The 24,819-nt window shown below is 62.0% G+C and carries 28 protein-coding genes; 13 read left to right on the forward strand and 15 right to left on the reverse strand.

Annotated elements, in window-relative coordinates:
• Nucleotides 1-9: 9 nt before the first annotated feature.
• The 7 genes from yaaA to ABN482_RS08400 form a co-directional block, all read right to left on the reverse strand.
• A complete protein-coding gene (gene yaaA / locus ABN482_RS08370; RefSeq protein WP_349503555.1) occupies nt 10-783 on the reverse strand; it encodes a peroxide stress protein YaaA in 774 nt (257 codons plus the stop codon).
• A gap of 70 nt (nt 784-853) precedes the next feature.
• A complete protein-coding gene (locus ABN482_RS08375; protein WP_109060260.1) occupies nt 854-2,119 on the reverse strand; it encodes a TRAP transporter large permease in 1,266 nt (421 codons plus the stop codon).
• Nucleotide 2,120: 1 nt separating this feature from the next.
• Nucleotides 2,121-2,663 carry a TRAP transporter small permease gene (locus ABN482_RS08380; protein WP_349503556.1) on the reverse strand — a complete coding sequence of 181 codons (543 nt, stop codon included), beginning with the start codon at nt 2,661-2,663 and terminating at the stop codon, nt 2,121-2,123.
• 24 nt (nt 2,664-2,687) lie between these two features.
• Nucleotides 2,688-3,683 carry a TRAP transporter substrate-binding protein gene (locus ABN482_RS08385; protein WP_109060262.1) on the reverse strand — a complete coding sequence of 332 codons (996 nt, stop codon included), beginning with the start codon at nt 3,681-3,683 and terminating at the stop codon, nt 2,688-2,690.
• Nucleotides 3,684-3,767: 84 nt separating this feature from the next.
• Nucleotides 3,768-4,772 carry a transketolase family protein gene (locus ABN482_RS08390; protein WP_349503557.1) on the reverse strand — a complete coding sequence of 335 codons (1,005 nt, stop codon included), beginning with the start codon at nt 4,770-4,772 and terminating at the stop codon, nt 3,768-3,770.
• Nucleotides 4,769-5,641 (reverse strand): transketolase, encoded by an 873-nt coding sequence (locus ABN482_RS08395; protein WP_349503558.1) that lies wholly within the window; start codon nt 5,639-5,641, stop codon nt 4,769-4,771. The genes ABN482_RS08390 and ABN482_RS08395 overlap by 4 nt, the downstream gene beginning before the upstream one ends.
• A gap of 18 nt (nt 5,642-5,659) precedes the next feature.
• Complete coding sequence (locus ABN482_RS08400; RefSeq protein WP_349503559.1) at nt 5,660-6,415, reverse strand: SDR family NAD(P)-dependent oxidoreductase; 756 nt, start codon at nt 6,413-6,415, stop codon at nt 5,660-5,662.
• A 124-nt stretch (nt 6,416-6,539) separates the two neighbouring features.
• Here ABN482_RS08400 and ABN482_RS08405 point away from each other — a divergent pair, with 124 nt between their 5' ends.
• Entirely contained in the window at nt 6,540-7,430 is an 891-nt protein-coding gene (locus ABN482_RS08405; protein ID WP_349503560.1) for a LysR substrate-binding domain-containing protein, read from the forward strand.
• 8 nt (nt 7,431-7,438) lie between these two features.
• Here the strand turns inward: ABN482_RS08405 and ruvB are convergent, their stop codons facing one another.
• The gene (gene ruvB, locus ABN482_RS08410) at nt 7,439-8,500 is read right to left on the reverse strand and encodes a Holliday junction branch migration DNA helicase RuvB (protein ID WP_349503578.1); all 1,062 of its coding nucleotides are present in this window, start codon (nt 8,498-8,500) and stop codon (nt 7,439-7,441) included.
• A gap of 297 nt (nt 8,501-8,797) precedes the next feature.
• On the opposite strand from ruvB, the gene ABN482_RS08415 reads away from it, so the two are divergent.
• Both ABN482_RS08415 and ABN482_RS08420 read left to right on the forward strand, forming a co-directional pair.
• Nucleotides 8,798-9,658: an MOSC domain-containing protein gene (locus ABN482_RS08415; RefSeq protein ID WP_349503561.1), complete on the forward strand. Its 861-nt coding sequence runs from the start codon at nt 8,798-8,800 to the stop codon at nt 9,656-9,658.
• A gap of 9 nt (nt 9,659-9,667) precedes the next feature.
• Nucleotides 9,668-10,054, forward strand: coding sequence for an RNA-binding S4 domain-containing protein (locus ABN482_RS08420; RefSeq protein ID WP_349503562.1), 387 nt, complete (start codon nt 9,668-9,670; stop codon nt 10,052-10,054).
• On the opposite strand, the gene ABN482_RS08425 is transcribed toward ABN482_RS08420, so the two are convergent.
• Nucleotides 10,051-10,971, reverse strand: a complete 921-nt coding sequence (locus ABN482_RS08425) for a LysR family transcriptional regulator (RefSeq protein WP_349503563.1) — start codon at nt 10,969-10,971, stop codon at nt 10,051-10,053. The two genes, ABN482_RS08420 and ABN482_RS08425, sit on opposite strands and share 4 nt — an antisense overlap.
• Before the next feature lie 85 nt (nt 10,972-11,056).
• On the opposite strand from ABN482_RS08425, the gene ABN482_RS08430 reads away from it, so the two are divergent.
• Together ABN482_RS08430 and ABN482_RS08435 are read left to right on the forward strand one after the other, a co-directional pair.
• Nucleotides 11,057-11,704 carry a LysE family translocator gene (locus ABN482_RS08430; protein ID WP_349503564.1) on the forward strand — a complete coding sequence of 216 codons (648 nt, stop codon included), beginning with the start codon at nt 11,057-11,059 and terminating at the stop codon, nt 11,702-11,704.
• Between the two features lie 124 nt (nt 11,705-11,828).
• Nucleotides 11,829-12,962 (forward strand): metallophosphoesterase, encoded by a 1,134-nt coding sequence (locus ABN482_RS08435; protein WP_349503565.1) that lies wholly within the window; start codon nt 11,829-11,831, stop codon nt 12,960-12,962.
• A gap of 35 nt (nt 12,963-12,997) precedes the next feature.
• Here the strand turns inward: ABN482_RS08435 and ABN482_RS08440 are convergent, their stop codons facing one another.
• Nucleotides 12,998-13,549, reverse strand: coding sequence for a YaeQ family protein (locus ABN482_RS08440; protein WP_349503566.1), 552 nt, complete (start codon nt 13,547-13,549; stop codon nt 12,998-13,000).
• 164 nt (nt 13,550-13,713) lie between these two features.
• Between ABN482_RS08440 and ABN482_RS08445 the strand changes: the two genes are divergently transcribed.
• From ABN482_RS08445 to ABN482_RS08460, 4 genes are all read left to right on the forward strand, one after another.
• Nucleotides 13,714-14,556 (forward strand): arylamine N-acetyltransferase family protein, encoded by an 843-nt coding sequence (locus tag ABN482_RS08445; protein ID WP_349503567.1) that lies wholly within the window; start codon nt 13,714-13,716, stop codon nt 14,554-14,556.
• A 6-nt stretch (nt 14,557-14,562) separates the two neighbouring features.
• Nucleotides 14,563-15,066 (forward strand): GNAT family N-acetyltransferase, encoded by a 504-nt coding sequence (locus tag ABN482_RS08450; RefSeq protein ID WP_349503568.1) that lies wholly within the window; start codon nt 14,563-14,565, stop codon nt 15,064-15,066.
• A complete protein-coding gene (locus tag ABN482_RS08455; RefSeq protein WP_349503569.1) occupies nt 15,063-16,643 on the forward strand; it encodes a sensor domain-containing diguanylate cyclase in 1,581 nt (526 codons plus the stop codon). Before ABN482_RS08450 ends, ABN482_RS08455 begins: the two co-directional genes overlap by 4 nt.
• A gap of 75 nt (nt 16,644-16,718) precedes the next feature.
• Nucleotides 16,719-17,759 (forward strand): zinc-dependent alcohol dehydrogenase family protein, encoded by a 1,041-nt coding sequence (locus tag ABN482_RS08460; RefSeq protein WP_349503570.1) that lies wholly within the window; start codon nt 16,719-16,721, stop codon nt 17,757-17,759.
• 18 nt (nt 17,760-17,777) lie between these two features.
• On the opposite strand, the gene ABN482_RS08465 is transcribed toward ABN482_RS08460, so the two are convergent.
• Complete coding sequence (locus ABN482_RS08465) at nt 17,778-18,140, reverse strand: zinc ribbon domain-containing protein YjdM (RefSeq protein WP_502877267.1); 363 nt, start codon at nt 18,138-18,140, stop codon at nt 17,778-17,780.
• A gap of 83 nt (nt 18,141-18,223) precedes the next feature.
• Here ABN482_RS08465 and ABN482_RS08470 point away from each other — a divergent pair, with 83 nt between their 5' ends.
• A complete protein-coding gene (locus tag ABN482_RS08470) occupies nt 18,224-19,240 on the forward strand; it encodes an asparaginase (RefSeq protein WP_349503571.1) in 1,017 nt (338 codons plus the stop codon).
• A 76-nt stretch (nt 19,241-19,316) separates the two neighbouring features.
• Here the strand turns inward: ABN482_RS08470 and ABN482_RS08475 are convergent, their stop codons facing one another.
• Nucleotides 19,317-19,856 (reverse strand): Spy/CpxP family protein refolding chaperone, encoded by a 540-nt coding sequence (locus ABN482_RS08475; RefSeq protein WP_349503572.1) that lies wholly within the window; start codon nt 19,854-19,856, stop codon nt 19,317-19,319.
• Between the two features lie 187 nt (nt 19,857-20,043).
• Between ABN482_RS08475 and ABN482_RS08480 the strand changes: the two genes are divergently transcribed.
• Nucleotides 20,044-20,604 (forward strand): DUF924 family protein, encoded by a 561-nt coding sequence (locus ABN482_RS08480; RefSeq protein WP_349503580.1) that lies wholly within the window; start codon nt 20,044-20,046, stop codon nt 20,602-20,604.
• Here ABN482_RS08480 and ABN482_RS08485 read toward each other — a convergent pair.
• The 3 genes from ABN482_RS08485 to ABN482_RS08495 form a co-directional block, all read right to left on the reverse strand.
• Complete coding sequence (locus ABN482_RS08485) at nt 20,601-21,293, reverse strand: amino acid ABC transporter permease (protein ID WP_349503573.1); 693 nt, start codon at nt 21,291-21,293, stop codon at nt 20,601-20,603. The two genes, ABN482_RS08480 and ABN482_RS08485, sit on opposite strands and share 4 nt — an antisense overlap.
• 87 nt (nt 21,294-21,380) lie before the next feature.
• Nucleotides 21,381-22,112 (reverse strand): amino acid ABC transporter permease, encoded by a 732-nt coding sequence (locus ABN482_RS08490; protein WP_349503574.1) that lies wholly within the window; start codon nt 22,110-22,112, stop codon nt 21,381-21,383.
• On the reverse strand, nt 22,113-22,922 hold the full coding sequence (locus tag ABN482_RS08495) for an ABC transporter substrate-binding protein (protein WP_349503575.1): 810 nt from the start codon (nt 22,920-22,922) through the stop codon (nt 22,113-22,115). It abuts the gene before it with no gap.
• A 300-nt stretch (nt 22,923-23,222) separates the two neighbouring features.
• Between ABN482_RS08495 and ABN482_RS08500 the strand changes: the two genes are divergently transcribed.
• The gene (locus ABN482_RS08500) at nt 23,223-23,933 is read left to right on the forward strand and encodes a DUF2325 domain-containing protein (RefSeq protein WP_349503576.1); all 711 of its coding nucleotides are present in this window, start codon (nt 23,223-23,225) and stop codon (nt 23,931-23,933) included.
• 10 nt (nt 23,934-23,943) lie between these two features.
• Complete coding sequence (locus ABN482_RS08505) at nt 23,944-24,735, forward strand: deaminated glutathione amidase (RefSeq protein ID WP_349503577.1); 792 nt, start codon at nt 23,944-23,946, stop codon at nt 24,733-24,735.
• Nucleotides 24,736-24,819 lie beyond the last annotated feature (84 nt).

Consider the following 24,819-nt stretch of genomic DNA (forward strand, 5'->3'; position numbering starts at 1 on the left):
GCGCCGAAATCAGTCCTGGCGGCGTCGGAACACCAGTTTTTCAGGGCTGGATGCGTTTGCTGCGTAGCGGTAGCCTTCGGCATCGAAACCGTGCAATGCCTGCGGCGTGGCCGCCTTGTGCTCGATGGCGTAGCGTGCCATCAGGCCGCGTGCACGCTTGGCATGGAAGCTGATGATTTTCCAGGCATCGTTTTTCCAGTCCTGGAAGACGCACTGCACGACACGCGCCTTGAGGGTCTTGAGGTCGACGGCCTTGAAATATTCTTCCGAGGCCAGGTTGATCACCACCGGACTGGCATCTTCGCGCAGGCGCTGGTTGAGGTAGCCGGCGATGCGATCGTCCCAGAACTGGTACAGGTTGGTGCCGCGTGCCGTGGTCAGCCGCGTACCCATTTCCAGGCGATAGGGACGCATCAGGTCGAGCGGGCGCAGGGCACCATAGAGACCACTGAGAATCACGACGTGTTTTTGTGCCCAGTCGAGTTGCGCAGCCTGGAGTGAGCCGGCCTGCAGGCCTTCATAGACATCGCCGTTGAAGGCCAGGATGGCCTGGCGCGAGTCCTGCAGGCTGAAGCTGGGCTGCCAGTCGGCATAGCGTCTGGCGTTGAGTTCGGAAAGAGCCGGGCTCAGGCTCATCAGGCCGGCGATGTCGGCGGCGCTCTTGGTGCGCAGCGTGCCGATCAGCTCACTGGCCTGTTCCACGAACAGTGGCTGGGTGTGGACATCGGTGGCAAGCGGGGAGTCGTAGTCGAGTTTCTTGGCGGGAGAAAGCAGGAAAAGCATGGGCCGTCCTTGTCGGAAACAATAGCAGCAGGATAGCCCATAAGTGTACGACGCCGACAGTACATCGTGATCAGGTAAACCTGAGTGTCAGGGCCGGGACGTAGCTGAACAGGGCCAGGATCAGCAGGGCGGCCAGGTAGAACGGCACCAGCTCGCGCACCACGCCCAGTACCGGCACCTTGGCGATGGTGCTGGAAATGAACAGTGTGGTCCCGGCCGGCGGTGTATACAGGCCGATGCTCAGATTCAGGACCATCATGATGCCCAGTTGCAGGGGATCCAGGCCGATCTGCTGGGCCAGCGGCACGAAGATCGGCCCCAGCAGCAGGATGGCTGCCGGCAGGTCGATGAACATGCCCACCAGCAGCATGATCAGGTTCAACAGCAGGATGATGAGCCAGGGTTCCTGCAGTGTTTCCAGGCACCAGGCGGTAAAGGCCTGAGGAATCTGCGCGTAGGTAACCAGCCAGGCGACGGCGGCCGAACCCATGATGACCAGCATGACGATCCCGGTGGAGATGCCTGCTGCCAGCGTGGCCTGGATGATCTTGCGCAGATCCAGATCACGGTAGACCACGAGGCCCATGAACAGGGAATAAAGCGTGGCCAGCACCGATACTTCGGTCGGGGTGGCGATGCCGAATCGCAGCAGTACCAGGATCAGGACCGGCAGGGCCAGGGCGGGCAGGGCCTTCCAGAGCAGAGGCCAGAAGCGGACCCAGTCGAACGGCGCGCGATGGTAGGGAAAGCCACGCAGGCGTGCCGACAGGTTGCAGACCAGGATGAATGCCGCCGTTACCAGCAGGCCCGGCAGGACGCCGGCCAGGAACAGGGCGCTGATCGAGACGCCCGAGACCAGCGAGTACAGGATCATGGGGATCGAAGGCGGGATCAGGACGGCAATCATCGAGGTGGCAGCATTGTTGGCCGCCACGAAGCCGGCCGGATAGCCTTCACGTTTTTGCCAGGGGATCAGGATCGAGCCCATGGCGGTAGCGTCGGCCACGGCGGAGCCGGCCACGCCGCCTACCGTGGCCGAGCCCAGCACCGTGACGGATGCCAGGCCGCCGCGATAGCGCTGCACCAGCAACTTGGCGAATTCGATCAGGTAGCGGCCCAGCTCACCGCTCATCATCAGGCTGCCCGCCAGGATGAAGAACGGCAGGGCCAGCATCGGAAAGGACTGGGTGGGGGCGAACATCTGCTGCGCAATCAGGTTGAGCGGCAGGAAGTCGCTGGAGAGCACTGCCGCACCCGAGGCCATGATAAGCACATGGCCGACCGGCACCGACAGGATCAGCAGCGCGAAAAAAGTGATGATCATGACAACGATCATGTCAGTTCTCCTCGAGTGCGGCGGGCAGGCCGGCCTGGCCCTGCAGGGCGATGCGCAGGGCAATCGTCAGGCTGCAGAGGGTCGTGCCCAGGGCCGCAAAGGCCAGCGCGGCATAGGCCCAGCTCAGGGGCAGGTCCAGCAGCGGGCTGCGCTCGAACGAGACGATTTCCATCATGGTCAGGATGACGTTGAAAAGCACCAGGTAGGCGATGACGATGAGGATGTTCACGCCCAGGGCCAGCGCACAGCGCCCCTTGACGCCCAGGCGCTGGCTCAGGATGTCGATGGAGATGTGCACGCCCTGCTGGACCGCCATGACGATGCCGGCAGCGATCATCCAGGGGAACAGGAAGGCGGGCAGTTCCGCCGCCCAGCCCAGGCCACCGCCCTGCAGCAGGTAACGCAGTGCGACATTGAGACTGAGTCCGACCAGCAGCACCAGTGTCGTCGACAGCAGCAACAGCGTGCAGAGACGACGTATCTGGAGGTCGAGCCAGTGGGACAGCGCGATGATTCTTGCTTGCAGCGTATGGGTTGCAGCCATGACATTCCCCTTGATGCGGTCGGGTTACTGCGCGGCGGCGTCGAGCAGTTGCGTGACCAGATCGCCGAAGGGCTTTTTCTTCCAGTTTTCCGCGATGGCGATCGTGGCTTGCTGGAAGGCGGGGCGATCGACCTCGTTGACCTGCACGCCGGACCGTTCGCGGAAGGCCAGGGCCAGCGCCTCGTCGGCTTCGCGCATCAGGTTGCGCTGCATGTCGCCAGCCTCCCGAGCCGCCTCCTGGATCGCGGCCAGCTCCGGCTGGCCGACCTTGCCCTGGGTCATGCGGGCCATCAGGAAAGGGTTGCTCTGCCAGACATGGCCGGTCAGACTGATATAGGGATTGACTTCATACAGCTTGGAGCTGTCGATGTTGGCCAGCGGATTTTCCTGGCCATCGACGACGCCTTGCTGCAGGGCCAGATACAGTTCGCCGAAGGCGATCTGCTCGGGGCTGGCACCCAGGGCGTTGAAAATGTCCATCAGCATGGCGTCGGCCGGCACCCGGACCTTGAGGCCGGCCAGGTCGGTCGGCGCATGGATGGGGCGCTTGCTGTTGGTGACATGGCGCACGCCGTTGTCCCACCAGTCCAGTACGGTCAGGCCACGGGCCTGCAGGCGCTCGGCCAGTGTGGTGCCGATCGGGCCGTTGAGGGTTGCCAGCGCATGGGCCGGGTCGCGGAACAGGAAGGGCAATCCGAGCGTGTTGAGTTCGGGCACGACGGCAGCGGTCGCGCCCTGGCTGTTGACGCTGAAATCAAGCACACCGGTGCGCAGGCTGGTCAGCATGGCGGCATCGCTGCCCAGTTGCTCGGCACCTGCAATATTGATGCGCACGGCACCGCTGGTCTTGTCCTGAACCAGCTTGGCGAAATGTTCGGACGCCAGGGCGCGTGGATTGTTGGGGGCTGCGCCGTGTCCCAGCGTCAGCGTGACGGCAGCATGCGCCTGGCGCATGAAAACGGGAAAGACGGGGGCCGCTGCAATGGCACCGGTCAGGAAGGTTCTGCGGGTGATTTTCATGTTTGTCTCCTTGTTGTCAGGGCAGGTCAGCCGCGAGGGCGGCTGCCTGTTTACCTCTTATTGTATGTATGCTGCTGGGCAGGTTTACAGCCAGTTTCTGATGGATGCCGTCATGGCCTCCGTCGAGATGCCGTAGCGGTCATGCAGCGTGGGCAGGGCACCCGCATCCAGGAAAGCATCGGGCAGGGCGATATGACGAAAGCCTGCCGGACTCACGCCACCGGCAAGCAGGGCATGCGCAACGGCTTCGCCCAGCCCGCCGATGGCCGAATGGTTCTCGGCGACGACCACCAGCCGTGGCTTGCGGCCGGCTTCGGACAGGATGGTGTCGGCATCCAGCGGCTTGATGGTGGGCGAATGCAGAACGGCTGTATCGATGCCGTCCTGTCGCAGGCGGTCGGCAGTTTCCAGGGCGCGCATGGTCATCAGGCCGCTGGAGATGATCAACACATCGTTGCCGTCGCGCAGCAGGCTGGCCTTGCCGAGTTCGAAACGGTAGTCGTATTCGTCGAGTACCAGGGGAACCTTGCCGCGCAGCAGGCGCATGTAGACCGGCCCCTTGTGCGCCGCCATGGCGGCAACGGCCTGCCGGGTATCGAGGGCATCGCAGGGATCTATGATGACCAGTCCCGGTACGCCCCTGAAAATGGCGATATCCTCGGTTGCCTGGTGACTGGGGCCATAGCCGGTCGTCAGGCCAGGCAGTGCGCAGGCGATTTTGACATCCAGATGCTCTTCGGCAATGACCTGGTGGATGAAGTCGTAGGCACGGCGCGAGGCAAAGACAGCATAGGTCGTGACGAATGGCGTGAATCCTTCCTTGGCCATGCCGCCGGCTGCGCCCATCAGCAACTGCTCGGCCATGCCCATCTGGAAAAAGCGTTCCGGATACGCCTGCGCGAAGATGTGCAGATCGGTATATTTTGCGAGATCGGCCGTCATGCCGACGATATCCGGTCGCTGTTGCGCCAGTTCGACCAGCGCATGACCGAAGGGGGCGCTTTCGGTGCGCTGGTTTTCGCCGGCAATCGAGGCGATCATGGCCGAGGTTTTCAGCCGGGGCTTGTCATGGGTGGGCGTATTGCTCATCGTGCCTCTCCTTGGCGGGCTGCATCCAGGATATCGAGCGCCTGCTGCCACTCGTCGGCCTCGACCCGGATGAAATGGTTTTTCTCGCGCTGCTCAAGAAAGGGGACGCCCTTGCCCATCAGCGTATCGAACAGGATGACCCGGGGCTGGCGCGCGCCCAGCTCACGCGCCTGGTCGAATGCGCTACGCACGGCATCGATGTCATTGCCATCGGCCCGCTGGACATGCCAGCCGAATGCGGCCCATTTGTCGGCCAGGGGTTCGAAGCCCAGGACCTTGCCCGAGGGACCGTCGGCCTGCTGGTTGTTGACATCGACCAGGCAAATCAGGTTGTCCAGCCCGTAATGGGCCGCCGACAGGGCGGCTTCCCAGGTCGAGCCTTCGTCCAGTTCGCCGTCGGACATCGAGTTGTAGACGAAGGCCGGATTGCCTTTCTGGCGCAGTCCCAGTGCCATGCCGACCGCAATGGGCAGGCCCTGCCCGAGCGAGCCGCCCGAGATTTCCATGCCGGGCGTGTAGGTCGCCATACCCGACATGGGCAGGCGGCTATCGTCGCTGCCATAGGTCTCGAGTTCGGCCTCGGCAATGACGCCGGCCTCGATCAGGGCGGCATAGAGGGCGATGGCATAGTGGCCATGGGACAGCAGAAAGCGGTCGCGGCCTTCCCAGTCGGGATCGTCGGGGCGGTAGGTCAAGGCATGGCGGTAGGCCACGGCCAGAATGTCGGCCATACCGAGGGCCTGTCCAATATAGCCCTGACCCTGGACCTCGCCCATGCGTAGCGCATAGCGGCGGATGCGCCAGGCGGCGTTGCGCAGTTCGGTCAGGGAGCGGGCAGGGGCTGCCGTATCGTGGGGGGATGTCTGCATGATGTGCGTCTCCTGGAATCAGCCGTGGATCAGCATGCCGCCATTGACGTCGATGACGGCGCCGGTAATGTAGGCGGACAGCCCGGAGGCCAGGAAAAGGTAGGCATTGGCCACATCCTCGGCGTTGCCGAGGCGGTTCAGCGGGATGCCCTTGATGATGTCCTGGCGCAGTTCGTCGGTCAGCTTGCCGCCGGTGATGTCGGTCTGGATCAGACCCGGCGTGACGCAGTTGACCCGGATATTGTCGGGGCCGAACTCACGGGCCATGGCCTTGGCCAGGCCAAGGACACCTGCCTTGGCCGCCGAGTAGTGCGGGCCACCGAAAATGCCGCCGCCGCGCTGCGCCGAGACAGAGGACATGCAGGCGATGCTGCCGGCCTTGCGTTCACGCATGGATGGCAGGAAGGCCTGGCTCAGGTACAGCACACCACGCAGGTTGACATCGAGAATGCGATCCCAGCTCTCCGGGTCGATATCCAGGGTGCGAACGGGTTGGGTGATACCGGCATTGTTGATGAGGGCATCGATGTGGCCATAGTGTGCCAGCGTGGTGGCTGCTGCCTGCTGGCAGTCGCGACGACTGGCGACATTGCAGGCCAGGCCGAGGTGGTTGCCGGCGGGCAACTGGCCGGCTGCCTCGCGGGCAGCGGTTTCGTCCAGATCCAGAATCACGACGCTGGCCCCCTGGCTGGCGAACAGGCGGGCCGTGGCCATGCCGATTCCTCGAGGACTGGCTGCGCCGGAAATGACGGCGACTTTGTCTTGCAGCAGCATGCTGTCTCCTTGCAGGTTTATTGGATGTTATGGATGAATCCTATCAACCTGAAAAAGGGTCGGCAAACGCTATAATTGCACCTATTGATGAATCTGTTTCACCAATCTAGTCGTTTTCCCTAGCATGCTGCGAAATATCCCCATCTCTGTACTGCGCACTTTCGAGGCTGCGGCCCGAACCGGTTCCTTTCGGGCAGCCGCGCATGAACTGTGTCTTTCGCCCAGTGCGGTCAGTCATGCGATCCGGCGTCTGGAAGACAACCTCGGCACGGCTCTCTTCAAGCGCAGTACCCGTTCCATCGCTCTGACACCGGCCGGAGAAACGCTCTACAGCCATGTCGGCCGTGCACTCGATGAACTGCGGCATGGCATCGATCTGGTGTCGAGTCACAGGCCAACCATTTTGCGGATGCATTCCGCGCCCAGCTTTGCAGCGCAATGGCTGATGCCCAGGCTGAGGCGCTTTCTCGAAACCCATCCACAGATCGACCTGCGGCTCGCAGCCAATACCGAATACGTCCGCTTCGAATACAACGAGTTCGATCTCGATGTGGTCTACGGCAAGCCGCGCTCCGAAGGGCAGGTGGCCATACCGCTCGGCAGGGAACTGTTGACGCCGTTGTGCACGCCGGAAATGGCGGAACGTATCCACAGCCTGGATGACCTGTATCGGGTGCCGCTGATCCAGAGCGATGTCAAGCAGATACGCTGGTCCGGCTGGTTTGAGGAAAACGGACTGTCGGCACCACCGTTGCGCGGGGCGCGCTTTGACCGCAGTTTCATGGCGATTGCAGCGGCCGCCGACGGCCTGGGAGTGGCGCTGGAGTCAACCTTGCTGGCCGAGCGGGAGCTGGCCAGCGGGCAACTGGTCAGGCCATTGATGCTGGTCGAGCGCGAGGTGTATTACACCGGCCATTACCTGACCTACTCGCGGGTGACGCGGCGCACGCATGCGATCGGGGTGTTCAGGCAGTGGCTGATGAGCGAACTGGACCTGCCGGACGATACCGAATAGCAGACAGGTCAGAACAGCGGCGGATTGCCTGCCGCGCCACGCGGCTGCAGGCCCAGGTGACGCCAGGTGGTCTGGGTGGCAATGCGCCCGCGTGGCGTGCGCTGCAGGTAGCCGTGCTGGATCAGGTAGGGCTCGATGACATCCTCGATGGTGTCGCGCTCTTCGCCGACGGCAGCCGCCAGGCTGTCGATGCCGACCGGGCCGCCATCGAAGCGGTGCACGATGGCTTCGAGCAGCTTGCGGTCCATCAGGTCGAGCCCCTGCGGATCGACATCCAGCATGGTGAGCGCGGCATGGGCGACCTGGGCATCGATGATGCCGTTGGCCTTGACTTCGGCGTAGTCGCGCACGCGGCGCAACAGGCGGTTGGCGATACGGGGTGTGCCGCGGGCACGGCGTGCCAGCTCGGCTGCGCCATCGGCCGTGATCTGCGCATTGAGCAGTCCGGCGCTGCGCGTCACGATGCTGGACAACTCGTCGGCGGTGTAGAACTCCAGCCGCGAGACAATGCCGAAGCGGTCGCGCAGGGGATTGGTGAGCATGCCGGCGCGCGTGGTGGCACCGACCAGCGTGAACGGTTGCAGGTCGAGCTTGACGCTGCGGGCAGCCGGGCCTTCGCCGATCATGATGTCGATCTGGAAATCCTCCATGGCCGGGTAGAGGATTTCCTCGACCACGGGCGACAGGCGATGGATCTCATCGATGAACAGCACATCGTTGCGCTCGAGATTGGTCAGCATGGCAGCCAGGTCGCCGGCGCGCTCCAGCACCGGGCCGGAGGTCTGGCGCAATTGCGCACCCATCTCGTGGGCGACGATGTGGGCCAGTGTGGTCTTGCCCAGGCCGGGCGGGCCGAACAGCAGGACATGATCGAGTGCTTCTTGGCGGCTGCGCGCCGCAGAAATGAAGATCTCCAGTTGTTCGCGGGTGCGTTGCTGGCCGACGTAATCGTGCAGCGCGCGCGGACGCAGTGCCCGTTCGATGGATTCTTCGTTGGGCGAGACAGGCTGGGGCGCGACGATGCGAGGAGCATCGGGCAGGGGGGCGAGCGTATCGGACTGGATGGCCATGATGCCGCCATTATGGCATATCATGGCTGGTTGCATATACAGTAATCTGGCAGATGACTGATGGTCGCGAACAACCTCCGGGTTTTCCCCAGCAATTGTGGATAACCTTGGGCACAAGCCCGGAACATGTCAGTCAGATGACGTGGCCATGCGGGTCCGGCACGGTCTGCTCACGAATTGGGCAGCATGCCGCTGTCTGGTCCGCTGCCGACGGCGGCGACGCCGGCAATCCCTGTGCGCTATGCTGGCGGGCTGAGTGTGGGTGTCTGTGTCTGCGCCTTTGGAAACGCTGCCATCATGAGTATCATCGTCAAGAGTCTGCATATCTACCCGATCAAGTCCTGCGCCGGCATAGACCTGCTGCGCAGCCCGATCAGCGCGGCGGGCCTGCGCCATGACCGGCAATGGATGATCGTGGATGCCGGGGGACGTTTCATGACACAGCGCCAGTGGCCGCGCATGGCGCTGATCCGGGTCGGCATCGAGACAGGGACGCTGCGATTGCAGGCACCGGATCGTACCGATTGTGTCGTGGATATCTCCGCGCCGGTACAGGGCGCGGCGATGCAGACAGCCGTCTGGAATGATCCCCTGCGTGTGCTTGATATGGGTGATGCCGTAGCAGTCTGGCTGGGTGAAACGCTGGGTACCGAATGCCGGCTCGTGGCGCAGGATCCGGCGCAACGACGCCTGGCCAGCATGACGCGCGTGCAGGCATGGATCGCGCGCCAGGGTGAAACGGATTTTCCTGCCGAGCATGCCTTCGGCTTTGCCGATGGCTACCCGTTGCTGGTGACCAGCCAGGGATCGCTCGACGAGCTGAACCGGGCGATCAGGGCCGACGGTGACGAGCCGGTCGGCATGAATCGCTTTCGGCCCAATATCGTGCTGGATGGACTGGAAGGCTACGACGAGGATTATGTGGCGCAACTGCAGATCGGTACCGTGCGCATTGCGCTGGTCAAGCCATGCGCACGCTGTTCGATTCCCGATATCGATCCCGCGACCGCAGCTTCCGGCAGCCAGCCGGGCAAGGCGCTGGCACGAACGCGACAGCAGACTGATGGCATCATGTTTGGCCAGAACGGTGTGGCGGCGGCTCCCGAGGGGGCTGAGTTGCGTGTCGGCCAGGAAGTGGAGATAGAGTATGCATTTTGAGTGGATACCATGAGTGACAGGATACGGCTCGACAAGTGGCTGTGGGCGGCTCGCTTCTACAAGACGCGCAGCCTGGCTTCGGATGAAATCGGCAAGGGCCGGGTGCAGGTCAATGGCCAGCCAGCCAAGCCGGCCCGGGAGGTCGGGCCGGGCGATCTGGTGACCGTGCGCAAGGAGGATCCACCCATCGAGGTGCGGGTACGTGCCGTCAGCGGAGCGCGTGGGCCGGCCACGGTCGCGCGACAACTCTATGAGGAAACGCCAGCCAGCACTGCCGCCCGGGAGCGGGCCGCCGAGATGCGACGATTGGCACCGGAGCCGGCGCTGGATCTCGAAGCCGGGCGTCCCACCAAGCGTGACCGGCGGCTGATCGACAGGATGCGCGGGCAGGGTTAGCGCGGATCGTCGGCCAGCCGTTCTGCCAGGAATGCGATGAATACCCGCAGCTTGGCGGGCAGGCGGCGCATCGGCGGATACAGGGCCCAGAGGGCACCGCAATACTGGGTCTGAAATGTCCAGTCCGGCAGGACCCTGACCAGCGCACCCTGCTGCAGTGCTTCCTTTGCCGTGAAATAGGGCAGGCTGGCAATACCGAGGTGGCGCAGCACGGCATCGAGCCGCACGCCGGTATGGTTGGCGGCATAGCGCCCCTGTACATCGACGCTCACGGGCTTGCCGTCGCGGCGGAATTTCCAGCGCGCATCGCCCGGCTCCTCGCCCAGGTAGATGCAACTGTGTCGTGTGAGGTCGCCAGGATGCGATGGCGTGCCATGCCGGGCCAGGTACTCGGGCGTGGCACAGACCAGATGGCGTATGTCGAACAGCCGCTTGCCCATCAGGCCGGGGGGCGGCTGGTCGGTAATGCGCAGGGCGATATCGATCTGCCCGTCGATCAGGTCCACATAGCGGTCGTCCAGGCGCATCAGCAGGTCGATGTGTGGATACTGCGCCAGGAAATCGGGCATATGGGGATGGACCACGAAGCGACCGACGGCCTTGGGTACGCTGACCCTGATCTGCCCCTGCGGCGTGTCGTGCAGTTGGCCCGAGACGGCCAATGCTGCCTGGGCAGAGCCCAGCATGTCGCGGCAGTGGCCATAGACCTGCGTGCCGCTTTCGCTCAATCCCAGTTTGCGGGTCGTACGGTGCAGTAGGCGTGTCCCGAGCCCCTTTTCGAGCCGGGCGATGGCCCGGCTGACGGCAGAGGGGGTCGAACCCAGGTGCCGGGCGGCGGCGGAGAAACTGCCGGCTTCCACGACACAGACGAAAACGGCCATCTCATCCATCAGTGCCGTGACCTGATTTGTGCTCATGAGGAATGAATGATTTACATTGGGTGGCTATTATCGCAATCAGCTCCGGTGAATACAATGGCGGCCAGGCAAACGGGAGCATGGCATGACAGGCAGTATCTGGGGTGAATTTCTGGGGTTGGCGCTGATCCATTTCCTGGCCGTCGTGGCTCCTGGGCCTGACTTCGCCGTCACGGTACGCCAGAGTGTCCGCTATGGCCGCCGGGCCGGGATATTGACTGCGCTGGGCATCGGCCTGGGCATTTCGGTTCATGTTGTCTATACGCTGGTGGGGGTCAGCGCACTCTTGCATACAACCCCCTGGCTGATGGATGTCGTACGCCTGCTGGGGGGCGGCTATCTGATATACCTGGGTGTGCAGTTCCTGCGCAGTCGGCCAGCGGGAGCCGATGCGCATGATTCGGAGGGCTCCCAGGAAGCACTTCGCCAGGGGGCGGTACGTGCGTTCTGGACGGGTTTCCTGACCAATGCCACCAATCCAAAGGCGACCTTGTTTTTCCTGGCGGTATTCACGACCGTGGTCAGCACTTCGACGCCGCTGGCGATCCAGGCGCTGTATGGCGTGTGGATGTGTGTCGTCAATGCACTGTGGTTCGTTCTGGTCAGCCTGATGTTCACCCACCCTGCCGTACGGGCCCGCTTTCTGCGCAATGGCTGGCTGTTCGAGCGCGCCATGGGGGTGCTGCTGATCGTGTTTGCGTTGCGGTTGCTGCTGGTGGAGTGGATGGGCTGAGGCTGGACTCGATCACTGCCAGACGCATGTCGATTCGTCCTGGCAGTGCCGCATGATGTTTTGCTGGGCGTCCACCGCAGCATCCTGCACAATACCGTCAGCTTCCGTACTCCAGGTTCTTTCCATGCCCTTTATCCTGAAACTGCTTGCCGTTGGTCTGTTCCTGCATGGCTATGTGGGCCTGCGCCTGATGCCGGCATTGGCCTTGTCGCCTGGCTGGCAACTGGCAGGGTGCCTGGTGCTGGCCTTGTCGTTTGTTCTCATCTGCTCGGCATTTCTGCGCCAGCGCACGGCGCAAGGCACATGGGCCGATATCCTGTCCTGGGCCGGATTCATTGCTCTCGGTGCCTTTTCCTTCCTGCTGGTGGGCACTTTCATCAGGGATGCGGGACTCGGCCTGGCCTGGTTGCTGCAAGGTTTCGATCCTCTGTCCGCAGGGGTGCTGCAGGGTAGCGCACGGGCAGTCCTGGCCCTGACCCTGCTGGCCAGCCTGGCCGCTGTGTTCAATGCGCGCCGTCTGGCCCGGGTCAAAACGGTGGAGATTGCATTGCCGGGGCTGCCGCCGTCCCTGGATGGGCTGACCATTGTTCAACTGTCGGATATCCATGTGGGGCCGACGATCAAACGCGGCTATGTCCAGAGCATCGTTGACGCGGCCAATGCCCTGCAGCCCGATATCATTGCCCTGACCGGCGACCTGGTGGATGGCCAGACCGATGTGCTGGCCCCGCATGTGGCTCCGCTGGCTGGATTGCGTGCCCGTGACGGTGTGTTCATGGTGACGGGCAATCATGAGTATTACTCCGGTGCCGATGCCTGGGTGACGGCCTTCCGTGGTCTGGGCATGACCGTGCTGATGAACCAGCATGTACTGATCCGGCGCGAGGCAGCCCTGTTGGCGCTGGCCGGCGTGACCGACTACAGTGGCGGGGCATTCGATCCGGCGCATCGCAGCGATCCGGCTGCGGCGGCAAAAGGGATTCCCGAAGAGGCGGTGCGCATATTGCTGGCGCACCAGCCACGCAGTGCTGTGGCGGCCGAACGGGCCGGCTTCCGGCTGCAACTGTCCGGCCATACGCATGGCGGGCAGTTCGTTCCCTGGAACCTGTTTGTCCCGATGCAGCAGCCTTTCGTGGCCGGGCTCAAGCGCGTGGGCGAACTGCAGGTCTATGTCAGCCGCGGGACCGGCTACTGGGGACCGCCGATGCGGCTGGGTGCGCCGTCGGAAATCACGCGGATTCGTCTGCGCTCCGCGTAGGGCACTGCCGGCGAGAACAGACTGTCAATGTCGCGTCAGCGTGATTCCGGCATCCAGCGGACAATATCCACGCTGGCTTCGCCAGCATCGCCCGATACCCACGCCGACGCATCCTGCACGTTCACGTTCAGGCTCATACCGCGTTCGGCCAGTCCAGCCAGCGCCTGCGTGGCATCGGCCGGCAGGCCGTAGACCGTCAGGTTGCGCGTGCGCGTCAGCTTGTTGCGTATGCCTGCCCACCACAGTTCGGCATTGCGGCCGTAGGCATACACAATGACCTGCTGCGCGCGGCCGCAGGCCTTGAGCAGGCGACGGTCATCCGGCAGGCCGGTCTCGATCCACAGTTCGATCGCACCGGTCAGGTCATGGCGCCACAGGTCGGGTTCGTCGGCTTCGCTCAGGCCTCGCGTAAAGGCCAGCCTGTCCTCGGCATCGGCCTGCAGGGCGAATGCCAGCAGGCGAACCATCAGGCGTTCGTCGGTTTCCGACGGATGGCGGGCTACGGTGACAGTGTGACTGCCATAGTAGGCACGGTCGTTGTCGGCGATATGAATGTCCGCCTTGTAGACGGTGGAGCGCAGGGCCATATGAGCAGTGAAAGAACAGTAAGAAATCAGCCTGGGAGGGCGAATTATAGGGGGACTGTCGTATCCAATCTTCAATTTGGGTGAAGTCGGGCTGTCAAGGCTTGCGCGGAAGTATCAATCCGGTATGCTGACTGGCAGCTTACGATCTTTGCGTAATATTGCCATTGATAACCGACCTTGAAACCAGCATCCTGCCCGCCTATTTCGAGAAAATAGGTTATATCGGCACTCGTGCGCCCACCCTGGACATGCTGCAGCGCATTCACCTGTTGCATCCCCTGGCGTTGCCGTTCGAAAATCTTGATCCTTTGCTGGCACGGCCTGTCTCCATCGACACGGAGGCGGTTGCCAACAAGCTCCTCGGACCGGTTCGGCGGGGCGGTTATTGCTTTGAACACAATGGCTTGCTGGCCCGCGTTCTGGAACTGTCCGGCTTCCGCATCACCCGGCTGGCTGCCCGCGTGTTGTGGGGCATGCCCGATCAGGCCATATCGCCACGTTCGCACATGCTGTTGCTGGCCCATCTTGACGTGGGTGATTTTGTCGTCGATGCCGGCTTTGGCGGCGGCACGCTGACTGCACCGCTACGGCTCGATACGACGGATGAGCAGCAGACTCCGCATGGCCTCTACCGGATCTTGCGGCATGATACCGATTACCTGTTGCAGACTCGGCGCGAGGGGGCCTGGCGTCCGATCTATCGCTTTGACCTGATGCCTTGCCTGCCTGTCGACTATATTGCGACCAATTATTATCTTTCCAGCAGTCCGGCGTCTGTTTTCTGCAAAATGCCGTTCCTGGCGAAAGTGACGCCGCAGGGCCGTTATGGCCTGTTGGGTACGCAGTTGAGCTGTCGGGATACCGAGGGCGCGTTGATCGAGCGCATGACGCTGGGCAGTGCCGATGAGGCGTGTCAGGTGCTCAGTGACGTATTCGATGTGGAGGTGCCTGATATGGCATCGTTTGCAGTGGTGTGGCAGCGTGTGCTGAACACCGTGTCGGATTGACCTTTCATGTTGCGCATATTGCCCGTGACCGAAACCGTCTGGCCGGATATCCTTCGTATCCAGGCCGAATCCTATCCAGCCTCGATTCTCGAGGATGGTGAAGTCATGCGCAGCAAATGGCGCGTGTCGCCTCAGACATGCGCGGTATGCGTCGATGCCGAGGGAGCGGTGTTGGGCTATGTGCTGAGTCACCCCTGGGCAGGCGATGCGCCGCCCAGCCTGCACCAGGCACTGGCCGGACAGGAGGATTGCCGTTCCTGGCACCTGCATGATCTGGCCATCGGCGTAGCGGCGCGTGGCCGGGGGGTGGCTGGACACCTGGTTGCACACCTGCTGGGTCAGGCGCGCCAGGCGGGCATCGAAGGCATCAGCCTGGTGGCGATACAGGGGGCCGAGACGTTCTGGTCACATCATGGCTTTACAGCGAAGACAGAAAATACGGCAGCATTCGATGGTTATGGCACGGCTGCTGTCTGGATGACGTGCGCGTTGACGGAAACAGGCTTATGAATATCCTGAACTGGCTGCAGCGCGTTACGCTGCGACACCTGATGCTGTTGCTGGCCATAGCCAGTACGTTGATCGTGTTTTCCAATACGCTTTACGCCAGTTTTCTGGTGCAGCGCAACCAGTTGATTTCAGCCACACTGGAAGCAAACCAGGCCTACGCGAGCAAGCTGGCAAGCAGTACCGATATGTTTTTGCGCATGGCGCAGCAGCAATTGGCCTACGCCAGCACCCTGGTGCGTGACCGGATGTCGGATACGGAGTTCCTGCAGGAGGAGGTGGATCGCCTGCGCAGCCAGACCAACAGTTTCAATTCGGTCGGGGTGGTGGATGCGCTGGGTCGGGTGCTGGCCATCTCTCCCGAGTCACTGGAACTGAAGGGAAAGGTGCTGGTGACACCCGGTACCCTGTTGGCCCGGCGCGAACAGCGCGCCCTGATTACCGATCCCTATATGTCGGCTGTCGGCAATCTGGTGATCAACCTTGTCTATCCCATTCATGGGGAACGGGGACGCTACCTGGGTTTCATCGGTGGCACCATCCGCCTCAAGGAAAAGAACATCCTGCATGAACTGCTGGGCACACCGTCCGGCAATAACGGTTCCAATCTGTATGTCGTCGATCATGGTGGCCGGATTATTTATCATGCAGACCAGGAAAGGATCGGCGAGCAGGCAGCAGACAATCCCGTGGTGTCTGCGGTCACTCAGGGCAAGGCTGGTGCACAGACGGTCATCAACAGCCATGACGAGAAAATGCTGGCTGGCTATGCTCATATCGATGCCGCTCGCTGGGGGGTCGTGGCACAGCAACCGGTCGAGTCAACCCTGACGAATCTGGGGGGGCTGATGCTGGACGTGCTGCTGTATTCGATTCCGCCTGTGTTGCTGACGTTGCTGCTGGCCTGGTGGCTGGCCCGTGTGATTTCGCGGCCGCTGTGGCGTCTGGCCAATCAGGTGCAGCGCGAAGATGATACCGAAAGCGCCATTGACCGTATTCGCAATGTATATGCCTGGTATTTCGAGGCGGCACAGATGCGCAAGGCGTTGCTCAAGGGCATGAGCTATCTTCAGCGGCGCATCGGCAAGCTCAACCTGGACGCGCAGACAGATCCCATGACTGGCCTGTTCAATCGCAGGGCTCGGGAAGAAACACTCGCGCACTGGCAGGACAGCGACCAGACCTTTGCTGTCCTCGTGCTCGATATTGATCACTTCAAGCGTGTCAATGACACCTATGGCCATGATGTGGGTGATCAGGTGATTGTGCAGTTGGCGCAGATCATGCGCGCCAGTTCGCGCGGTCAGGATCGGCTGTTCAGGTTGGGTGGAGAGGAGTTCCAGATCCTGCTGCCGGATACGAGTCAGGATATTGCACAGCAAGTGGCCGAACGGTTGCGCCAGGCTGTCGCATCGTATGTGTTTCCCGATGTCGGTGAATTGACGATCTCGCTGGGAGTCGCACATTTTCCCGGTACGGGGGAAGATATTGCATTGGTCATGAAACAGGCTGATCAGGCACTCTATACCGCAAAATCACAGGGACGCAACCAGGTGGTCAGCGTGCAGCCACAGACCTGAACGATGCGCTGCGGCATGACAGTCGTGTCATAGAGGCTTATATTGAAGCGTCACACGTCACTCCAGGAGACAGTCATGAAAGCGCTTGTATATCAAGGCCCCGGGCAGAAAGACTGGCAGGACAAGCCGGCACCGTCCGTGCTCAAGCCGACCGATGCCATCGTACGCATCACACGCACCACGATTTGCGGGACCGATCTGCACATCCTCAAGGGCGATGTGCCGGCGGTCGAACCCGGTCGGACGTTGGGGCATGAAGGCGTGGGCGTGGTCGAAGACGTGGGTGCGGCAGTGCGCAATTTCAAGAAGGGCGACCGGGTGCTGATCTCATGCGTGACATCGTGCGGCAGTTGCCCCAACTGCAAGCGCCAACTCTATTCGCATTGCGCCGATGGTGGCTGGATACTGGGGCACCTGATCGACGGTACGCAGGCCGAACAGGTACGTATCCCGCACGCCGACAACAGCCTGTACCCGATTCCCGAGGGCGCGGATGAAGAGGCTCTCGTGATGCTGAGCGATATCCTGCCCACCGGCTTCGAGATCGGCGTGCTGGCCGGACAGGTCAAGCCGGGCGATACGGTCGCGATCGTCGGTGCGGGCCCGGTGGGCATGGCAGCCTTGCTGACGGCGCAGTTCTATTCGCCAGGACGCCTGATCATGCTCGATGCCGATCCCAACCGGCTCGAGGCTGCCTTGCAGTTCGGTGCAACCGATGTCATCGACGTGACGCGTGTCAATGCGGTCGAGCAGCTCATGGCCATGACGGATGGTGTGGGCGTGGACGTGGCCATCGAGGCGGTCGGCATTCCGGCGACGTTCGACGTCTGCCAGCATGCCATTGCGCCGGGAGGCCGGGTGGCCAATGTCGGCGTGCATGGCAAGAGTGTCGAGCTGCATCTGGAAAAACTCTGGATCCAGAACATCACGATCTCGACCGGGCTGGTCAATACCAATACCACGCCCATGCTGATGAAAACCGTGCAGTCCGGTCGCATCGAGCCGGCCAAGTTGATCACGCACCGCTTCAGGCTCGCCGATATCCTCAAGGCGTATGAGGTGTTCGGCAATGCGGCCAAGGAAAAGGCCATGAAGGTGATCCTGGCGGCCGACTGACCGCCGGAGCGGCGCTGCTCAGGCCTTTTTCAGGAAGCAGGCCTTGAGCAGCACGCCCGTGCCATCTACCTTGGCATCGATTTCATGGTCACCGTCCACGATACGGATGCCCTTGATCTTGGTGCCTTTCTTGATTGTGCTCGAAGAGCCCTTGAGCTTGAGATCCTTGGTCAGGATGACGCTGTCACCATCGGCCAGCGGGTTGCCGTTGCTGTCGAGCACGCTGCGCGGTGTGTCGGCTGCTGACGTTGCGGCAGGTTCGCCGCTGGCTGCATCGGCATTCCATTCGTTGGCGCAATGCGGACAGACATACAGGTTGCCGTCCTGGTAGGTGTCGTTTTCGGCACACTGCGGACAGGCGGGAAGGTTGAACAGGGACATGGAACCAGCCTTGCCGGATAGGCATTGAAAAGACATCGATGATACCCGATGAGGGATAATCGGACTTTTTGCAGGGAGCTGTGATGTCTGGCGCGCCTATTCTCGTTCTGTATACCGGCGGTACCATTGGCATGGTGCCGGGGGACGGTGGCTATGTGCCGGCACCAGGATTCGATGTCCTGATGTCGGCGCGCCAGGCGAAACTGGCCCCGGATGTCCGTGATCTCTTGCCACAGTGGCGCTATCAGGCCATCGAGCCGCCGATCGACAGCGCCAATATGTCGCAGGTGCATTGGCGGCGGATGCACGAAGCCATCGTGGTTGCTGTGGATGAAGGCGTAGCGGGGGTGCTGGTGCTGCATGGCACCGATACTCTGGCCTACACGGCAGCGGCCCTGGCTTTCCTGCTGGCGGACGCACCCATACCCGTGGTTCTGACCGGCTCCATGCTGCCGGGGTGCGAATCCCCGACCGATGCCTGGGACAATCTGTTCGGCGCGTTGGCGCTCTGGCAGCAGCCGTTGCCTGCAGGCGTGCATGTCTGGTTCAGCGGCCAGCGTTTGGATGGCGTGCGGGCTACCAAGTTTCACAGCGAGCGCCTGGATGCCTTCCAGGTAGTGGCCCGGCCGCAGTCCGGATCATTGCCCAGGGCAGATATTCCCGAAGTACTGTGTTATCGCCAGCCATGCAGCGAGGTGCCGCTGGCAGTCCTGCCGTTCTATCCCGGGTTGCAGGCTGCGCAGGTCGGTGCCTTGCTGGCAACCGGCGTACGGGGCATAGTGCTGGAGTGCTATGGAACCGGAACAGGGCCGTCCGACGATCCCGCCATGCTCGCAGCGCTGCAGCAAGCGCATGCGCAGGGAGTCGTGCTGGTGGCCATCAGCCAATGTCAGGCGGGAGCCATCGAATCGGGCGTTTATGCCGCAGGTGACCGGTTGTTCAGGACGGGACTGGTCAATGGCGGGGCGATGACCCGCGAAGCAGCGCTCGGCAAGCTGTTTGCCTTGCTGGGACGCGGGCTCTCCGCGGGGGAGGCCCGTCACTTGATGCAGCAGAACCTCTGTGGCGAGCAGGGGGCGGAGTCTGTTGAGACTCAATGACAGCGTGTACAGGCTGATGCCGTTCACTCGCTTGCGTGAACGGCATTTTTTCTGACAGGTCCTGTACTTGCTGTGATCAGGACTCTGCCGGCGGCGCGTGACGGGGTTCGTGCTGGTCGGGGCCACCGTGGCGGCGCGTTTGCCGTTCATCCCATTGCTGGCGCTGTTCCGGTGTCAGCACGGCCCGCACCTGCTGGTCGGTCCTGAGTCGCAGCACTTCGCTGCGCGCAATGGCCTGGGCCAGGCTGGTGCTGAGCTGCTCGGCTTGTTTCTCGTCGAAACGGTCGGCCTTGCCCAGTTCGTGCAGTGCCTGACGTGCATCGCGGATGGCAAGATGCGCACTGCGCATGTCGGGGACGCCGGCGTGGCGGATGGCGAAGATGCGATCTTCCTGTTCGCGGCTGAGATCCAGTCCGCGCATGCCACGCAGAGGGCGTTCCCCCTGCATGCCGGCGTGTGCCATGAGATGCGGCGTGGATGCGCCGCGTGCCTCGTGGCGAGTGCGGTCAGGCCCGGGGGCCGGAGGCTGGGCCAGGGCTGCATGTGAGGCCAGGGTCAGCACGGCGGCACTGCCGAGCAGGCGGAAGGAACGGGAAAGGCTGCGGGTCGATTGCATGGCGGAACTCCTGTGCAGTGGATGGGTGAGACTGCAGTCTAGGCGTCAACCTTGCAGGAATCGTGGGCCGAATATGGAGAAACGGTGAACTGTGGCACAATCGGCCGTAGCCATGCGCCATGCCGCGCATGCCACCGGGCAGCCCGGTATCGCGGGCACCCAATACGGACACGACGAGGGGGCAGTCATGACATCGCACATCATTCCGGCCGCGAAAGAACCCATTCTCACCATCGTCAATTTCTGGAAAGAAGCCGGCCCCGAGCGCTGGTTTTCCAGGGACGAGGTCTTCGACCAGGATTTTTCCAGCCGTTTCATGCAGGCGCACCTTGCGGCGGCGCATCGCCGGCATGAGGCCTGGGCCTCGGATCCGGATGGCCTGTTGGCGCTGATGATCCTGCTCGACCAGTTTCCACGCAACGCGTTCCGGGATACCGGCCACATGTTTGCCACCGACGGGCTGGCATTGCATTATGCGCGCGCCGGTGTCGACAATGGTCTGGACCAGCAGGTGCCGGTCAGCCTGAGATTGTTCGTCTATCTGCCGTTCATGCACGCCGAGAATCTGGCCGATCAGATGCGCTGCGTCGAACTCTGTCGCCTGTTGGGGCGTTCCGAGGATTATGCCGAAGAACACCTGGATATCATCCGGCGTTTTGGCCGTTTTCCCCATCGCAATGCCGCACTGGGACGCACGACCACGGATGAGGAACAGGCGTTTCTGGATGCGGGTGGCTTTGCCGGTTAAGCGTGCCGCAGGTGTTGCCCGTAGCGGCGTGCGGCACGGTTGGCCAGCCATTCCAGCGATGCGCAGAAAATGTAGTACATCAGTGCCACGAACAGGAATATCTCGGTGGGATAGACCATTTCGCGGTTGCTGACCTGTGTCGCCACGAATGACAACTCTGCCACGCCGATCACGTAGGCCAAAGAGGTGTCCTTGATCAGGGCAATCCATTGGTTGATGAACGACGGCAGCATGATGGGCAGGGCCTGGGGCAGGATGATGCTGCGCATTCCCTGCCAGGGGCGCATGCCCAGCGCACGGGCGGCCTGCATCTGGCCGGTCGGCAGGCTGCGGATGCCGGCATGCACGGCGTGGGCCAGGTAGGCACCGCCGATCAGCGACAGCGCGCAGACCACGGTGGCCAGACCTGGGGCATTGATACCGAAGACGATCGGCAGCAGGAAATAGGTCCAGAAGATCAGCATGATCACCGGGATGGCCCGGAAAAAGCCGAGTACCGTCAACAGCAGCGTGTGTGCTGCCCCGCGCGTCATGGCCAGGGCAATGCCCAGTACCAGACCGAGGGCGGCCGAGGCCACTGCCGACAGGATGCTCAGGATCAGCGTCAGTGCGGCACCGCCCAGCGGGCCGTAGGGATAGGCACCGATCAGGAAATAGAGCAGGTTGTTGGAGATGACGGAAAAATCCATGGACTGGGCCTTTTTACACCGAAAGACGCTTGGCGCAGTCTTTAGGCACGTTGGCATGAGGGCAGCGTGATCGGTACAGGCGGATCATCATTGCCCCATGTGTACGGCCAGCCGGCGTCGCTGCAGCCACTGGACGCCGACTTCGATCAGCACGACCAGGGCGACATACAGCAACGTGGCGATGCCGAATGACTGGAACGTGCGGAAGGTCTCGGTTTCCACCTGGCGTGAGGCATAGGAAAGTTCGGCCAGCCCGATCGCCATGGCCAGCGAGGTATTCTTGACGGTATTCATATATTGGCCTGCGAGTGCCGGCAGGGCATTGCGCACGGCCTGGGGCATGACAATCCAGCGCCAGACCTGCAGGGGACGCATGCCGACCGAGGCTGCTGCTGCCCATTGTCCGGGCGGTACGCCGCGCACGCCCGCACGAAACTCTTCCGCGATGAATGCTGCCGTGTACAGTGTCAGCCCCCAGATGGCGGCCAGCATTTCGAAGGTTGGCCAGCGGATGTCGAACAGGGTCAGCGACCAGACGTGGGGCATGTTCAGCCATTGCACCAGCCAGGCGGGCATCAGGGCCGAAGCACCGAAATACCAGAAAAACAGTTGCACCAGCAGCGGGGTGTTGCGAAACAGGCTGAGATAGGCACGCGCCGGCCAGGCCAGCGCGGCACGGCCGGACAGCCGCGCCAGGCAGACCAGGAAGCCCAGCAGGGTGGAGAGCAGCGCCACGATGGCCGATAGCAATACCGTGACGCCGAACCCCTGAATCAGCCAGCCGAGATACTTGGGGGCCAGCCAGAAATCGGGGGGCATTTACTGCTTGTCGCCGATCTTGTAGATGCGTTCCAGCGGCGTTTTGGTGTCGGGGCCGAACCAGGCATCGTAGATCTGCTGGGCGCGACCACTGGATTCCAGCTCGACCAGGGTTTCGTCGACGAAGGACTTGAGTGCGGTCTCTCCCTTGGGGATGCCGATGCCGATCAGATCGTCGGAGATCGAGAAGGCCGGGATCTCGTAGTTTTCCTTGTCGGGTACGTTGGCCAGCAGGCCGATCAGCTTGGGGCCGTCCTGGGTGATGGCCTGCACATTGCCATTGCGCAGTGCGGTGAAGGCGAATGGCGTGTCGTCATAGGCCACCAGAGTGGCACCGGGGTAATTTTCACGCAGCACGATTTCGTTGACGGTGCCCTTGTCGACGCCAATCCGCAGGCTGTTCAACTGCTCAGGTGAACTGAGCACGCCTTTTTTGGCGACGAACTGCTGGCCGGAGGCGAAATAGGGGATGCTAAAGTCGACCTGCTTGGCGCGCTCTTCGGTGATGGTGAAGTTGGCCAGGACCAGATCGACCTTCCTGGATGTCAGCAGTGGCACGCGGTTGGCCGGATTGGTCGGCAGGATCTCGAGCCGTACTCCCAGCTTGTCGGCCAGTGCCTTGGCATAGTCCACATCCAGACCGACGATCTGGCGGGTCTGCTGGTCCACGTAGCCGAACGGTGGGTTGCTGTCGAAGGCGGCGACCTTGAGGACGCCGGCCTGCTTGATATCGTCCAGGCGATCAGCATGGGCCAGGCCAGAGAACAGTGCCAGCGTCAGCGTGGCTGCGAGTGTCAGATGCTTCTTCATGATGGTTCTGATCCAGAGAAATGGTTGAAATAGGGCGCGCAGGGTGTGTGCGCATGGAAAGTATTTCAGCATGTTGGCCGGCTATTCAGAAATACCAAAAACTTGGCTTTATATTTCTTTTGTGTATTTAAAATGGCTTAAATATATTGATTTTTGTCTAAACGGATGGAGAGATTGTCTGGCAGCCAGGATTTGTGTCGGGTACACTTGCGCAATCAATAAATAAAAATAGAAGTCATCCTCTTTCGCATCAAAATGCATGCCTGCCGCGCAGACCGGCAGTCGGGAGACTCCATTGCAATGAACAAGACCCTTTCTTTCCGGAATCACCTGGCGACCAGCCATCGGCAACTCAGCCAGGAACATCTTGCGCTGGTACGCCAGTACGCTCAGGTCCAGCGTCGCTGCAGCGACCTGCTGCAGGCCCAGGCCGCAGAGATCGCCCGCCTGCAGGCCGAGCAGATGCGGCTGCATGCGCGCCTGGTGATCCGCGACACGGCCCTGATGTGGGCGCAGCAGGACATGGCGTCAATGCAGGACATGCATCCGGGGCTGGAGCGTCGTCGTACGCTGCTGCGCAGGATCGGCGATCTGATGCAGCAGGTGCAGCAACTGGTGCGTGAGCGCAACCTGCGCCGGATGGGGCAGGAATATGCAACCGTTGCGGCACCAGACATGCTGCCTGTCGCCACGACCGGTCTTGTCACTCCCCAGGTGTCTGCGCATGCACAGGTCGAATTCGATGAAACTGTTCTGGAAGAGGGTGTTTCGATTGCCCCTGAGGCGGGAATTTCGCACAGGCTGGTCGCCGAGAGCCGCGATTTGCATGATGAACATCTGTTCATGGAAAGCCTGGCGGCGGCCGATATGGTCATCTGCCAGACCGGCTGCGTCAGCCAGGGTGACTACTGGCGGGTGCAGGACCATTGCCGCCGTACCGGCAAGATGTGCGTCATGATCGAAAGTGGCAAGCCCATTCATGTGCTGAGAAAAGAGGCTGAAATAGAGTAAATTAAGGCCCATGAAAGTTGCCCTGGGCCAGTTTGCCGTTTCTTCCGATGTGGACGCCAATATTGCCACCTGCCGAATGCTGATCCGGCAGGCGCATGGTGCTGATCTTCTGGTGTTGCCGGAAGGGGTACTGGCGCGTGACATCACCGATCCGGACATGGTGCTCAAGGCGGCGCAACCGCTGAATGGTCCCTTCATCGAGGCATTGTTGCCGGAAACCCGCAATGGGCCCGTGGTGATGCTTTGCATCCATGTGCCCGTACCCGGTCGCGACAAGGTGTCGAACGTACTGGTGGTGTTGCGTGATGGTGCTGTCGTGGCGCAGTACCACAAGCTGCATCTGTACGATGCGTTTTCGGTGCAGGAATCGCGCCACGTCGAACCGGGTGATCGTGTGCCGCCGCTGCTCGAGATCGCCGGCTTCAAGGTCGGGCTGATGACCTGCTACGACCTGCGCTTTCCTGAACTGGCCCGGCGTCTTGCCCTGGATGGTGCCGATGTGCTGGTGGCACCATCGGCCTGGTTGCGCGGACCGCTCAAGGAGGATCACTGGGATCTGGTCACGCGTGCACGGGCACTCGACAACACCGTCTATGTGGTGGCAGCCGATGAGTGTGGACCGCGCAACATCGGCAGGAGCGTCGTGGTCGATCCGCTGGGTGTGCCCGTGGCGCAGGCGGCCGAAGGGCCTGCGCTGCTCTTTGCCGAACTGAGTGCCGAGCGCCTGGTCCAGGCGCGTGCCAGCCTGCCTGTGCTGCAGAATCGACGCTTTGCACCGCCTGAGTTGTCGACGCCGGCATGAAAAGAGCTGGCATGATTGGATGCCATCTTTTCTGCATCAAAAGTGTTTAATAAATATTAAATATTACAAAATAAAATATCTGTC

The organism is Corticimicrobacter sp. (assembly GCF_040137905.1).
Lineage (GTDB): Bacteria > Pseudomonadota > Gammaproteobacteria > Burkholderiales > Burkholderiaceae_B > Corticimicrobacter.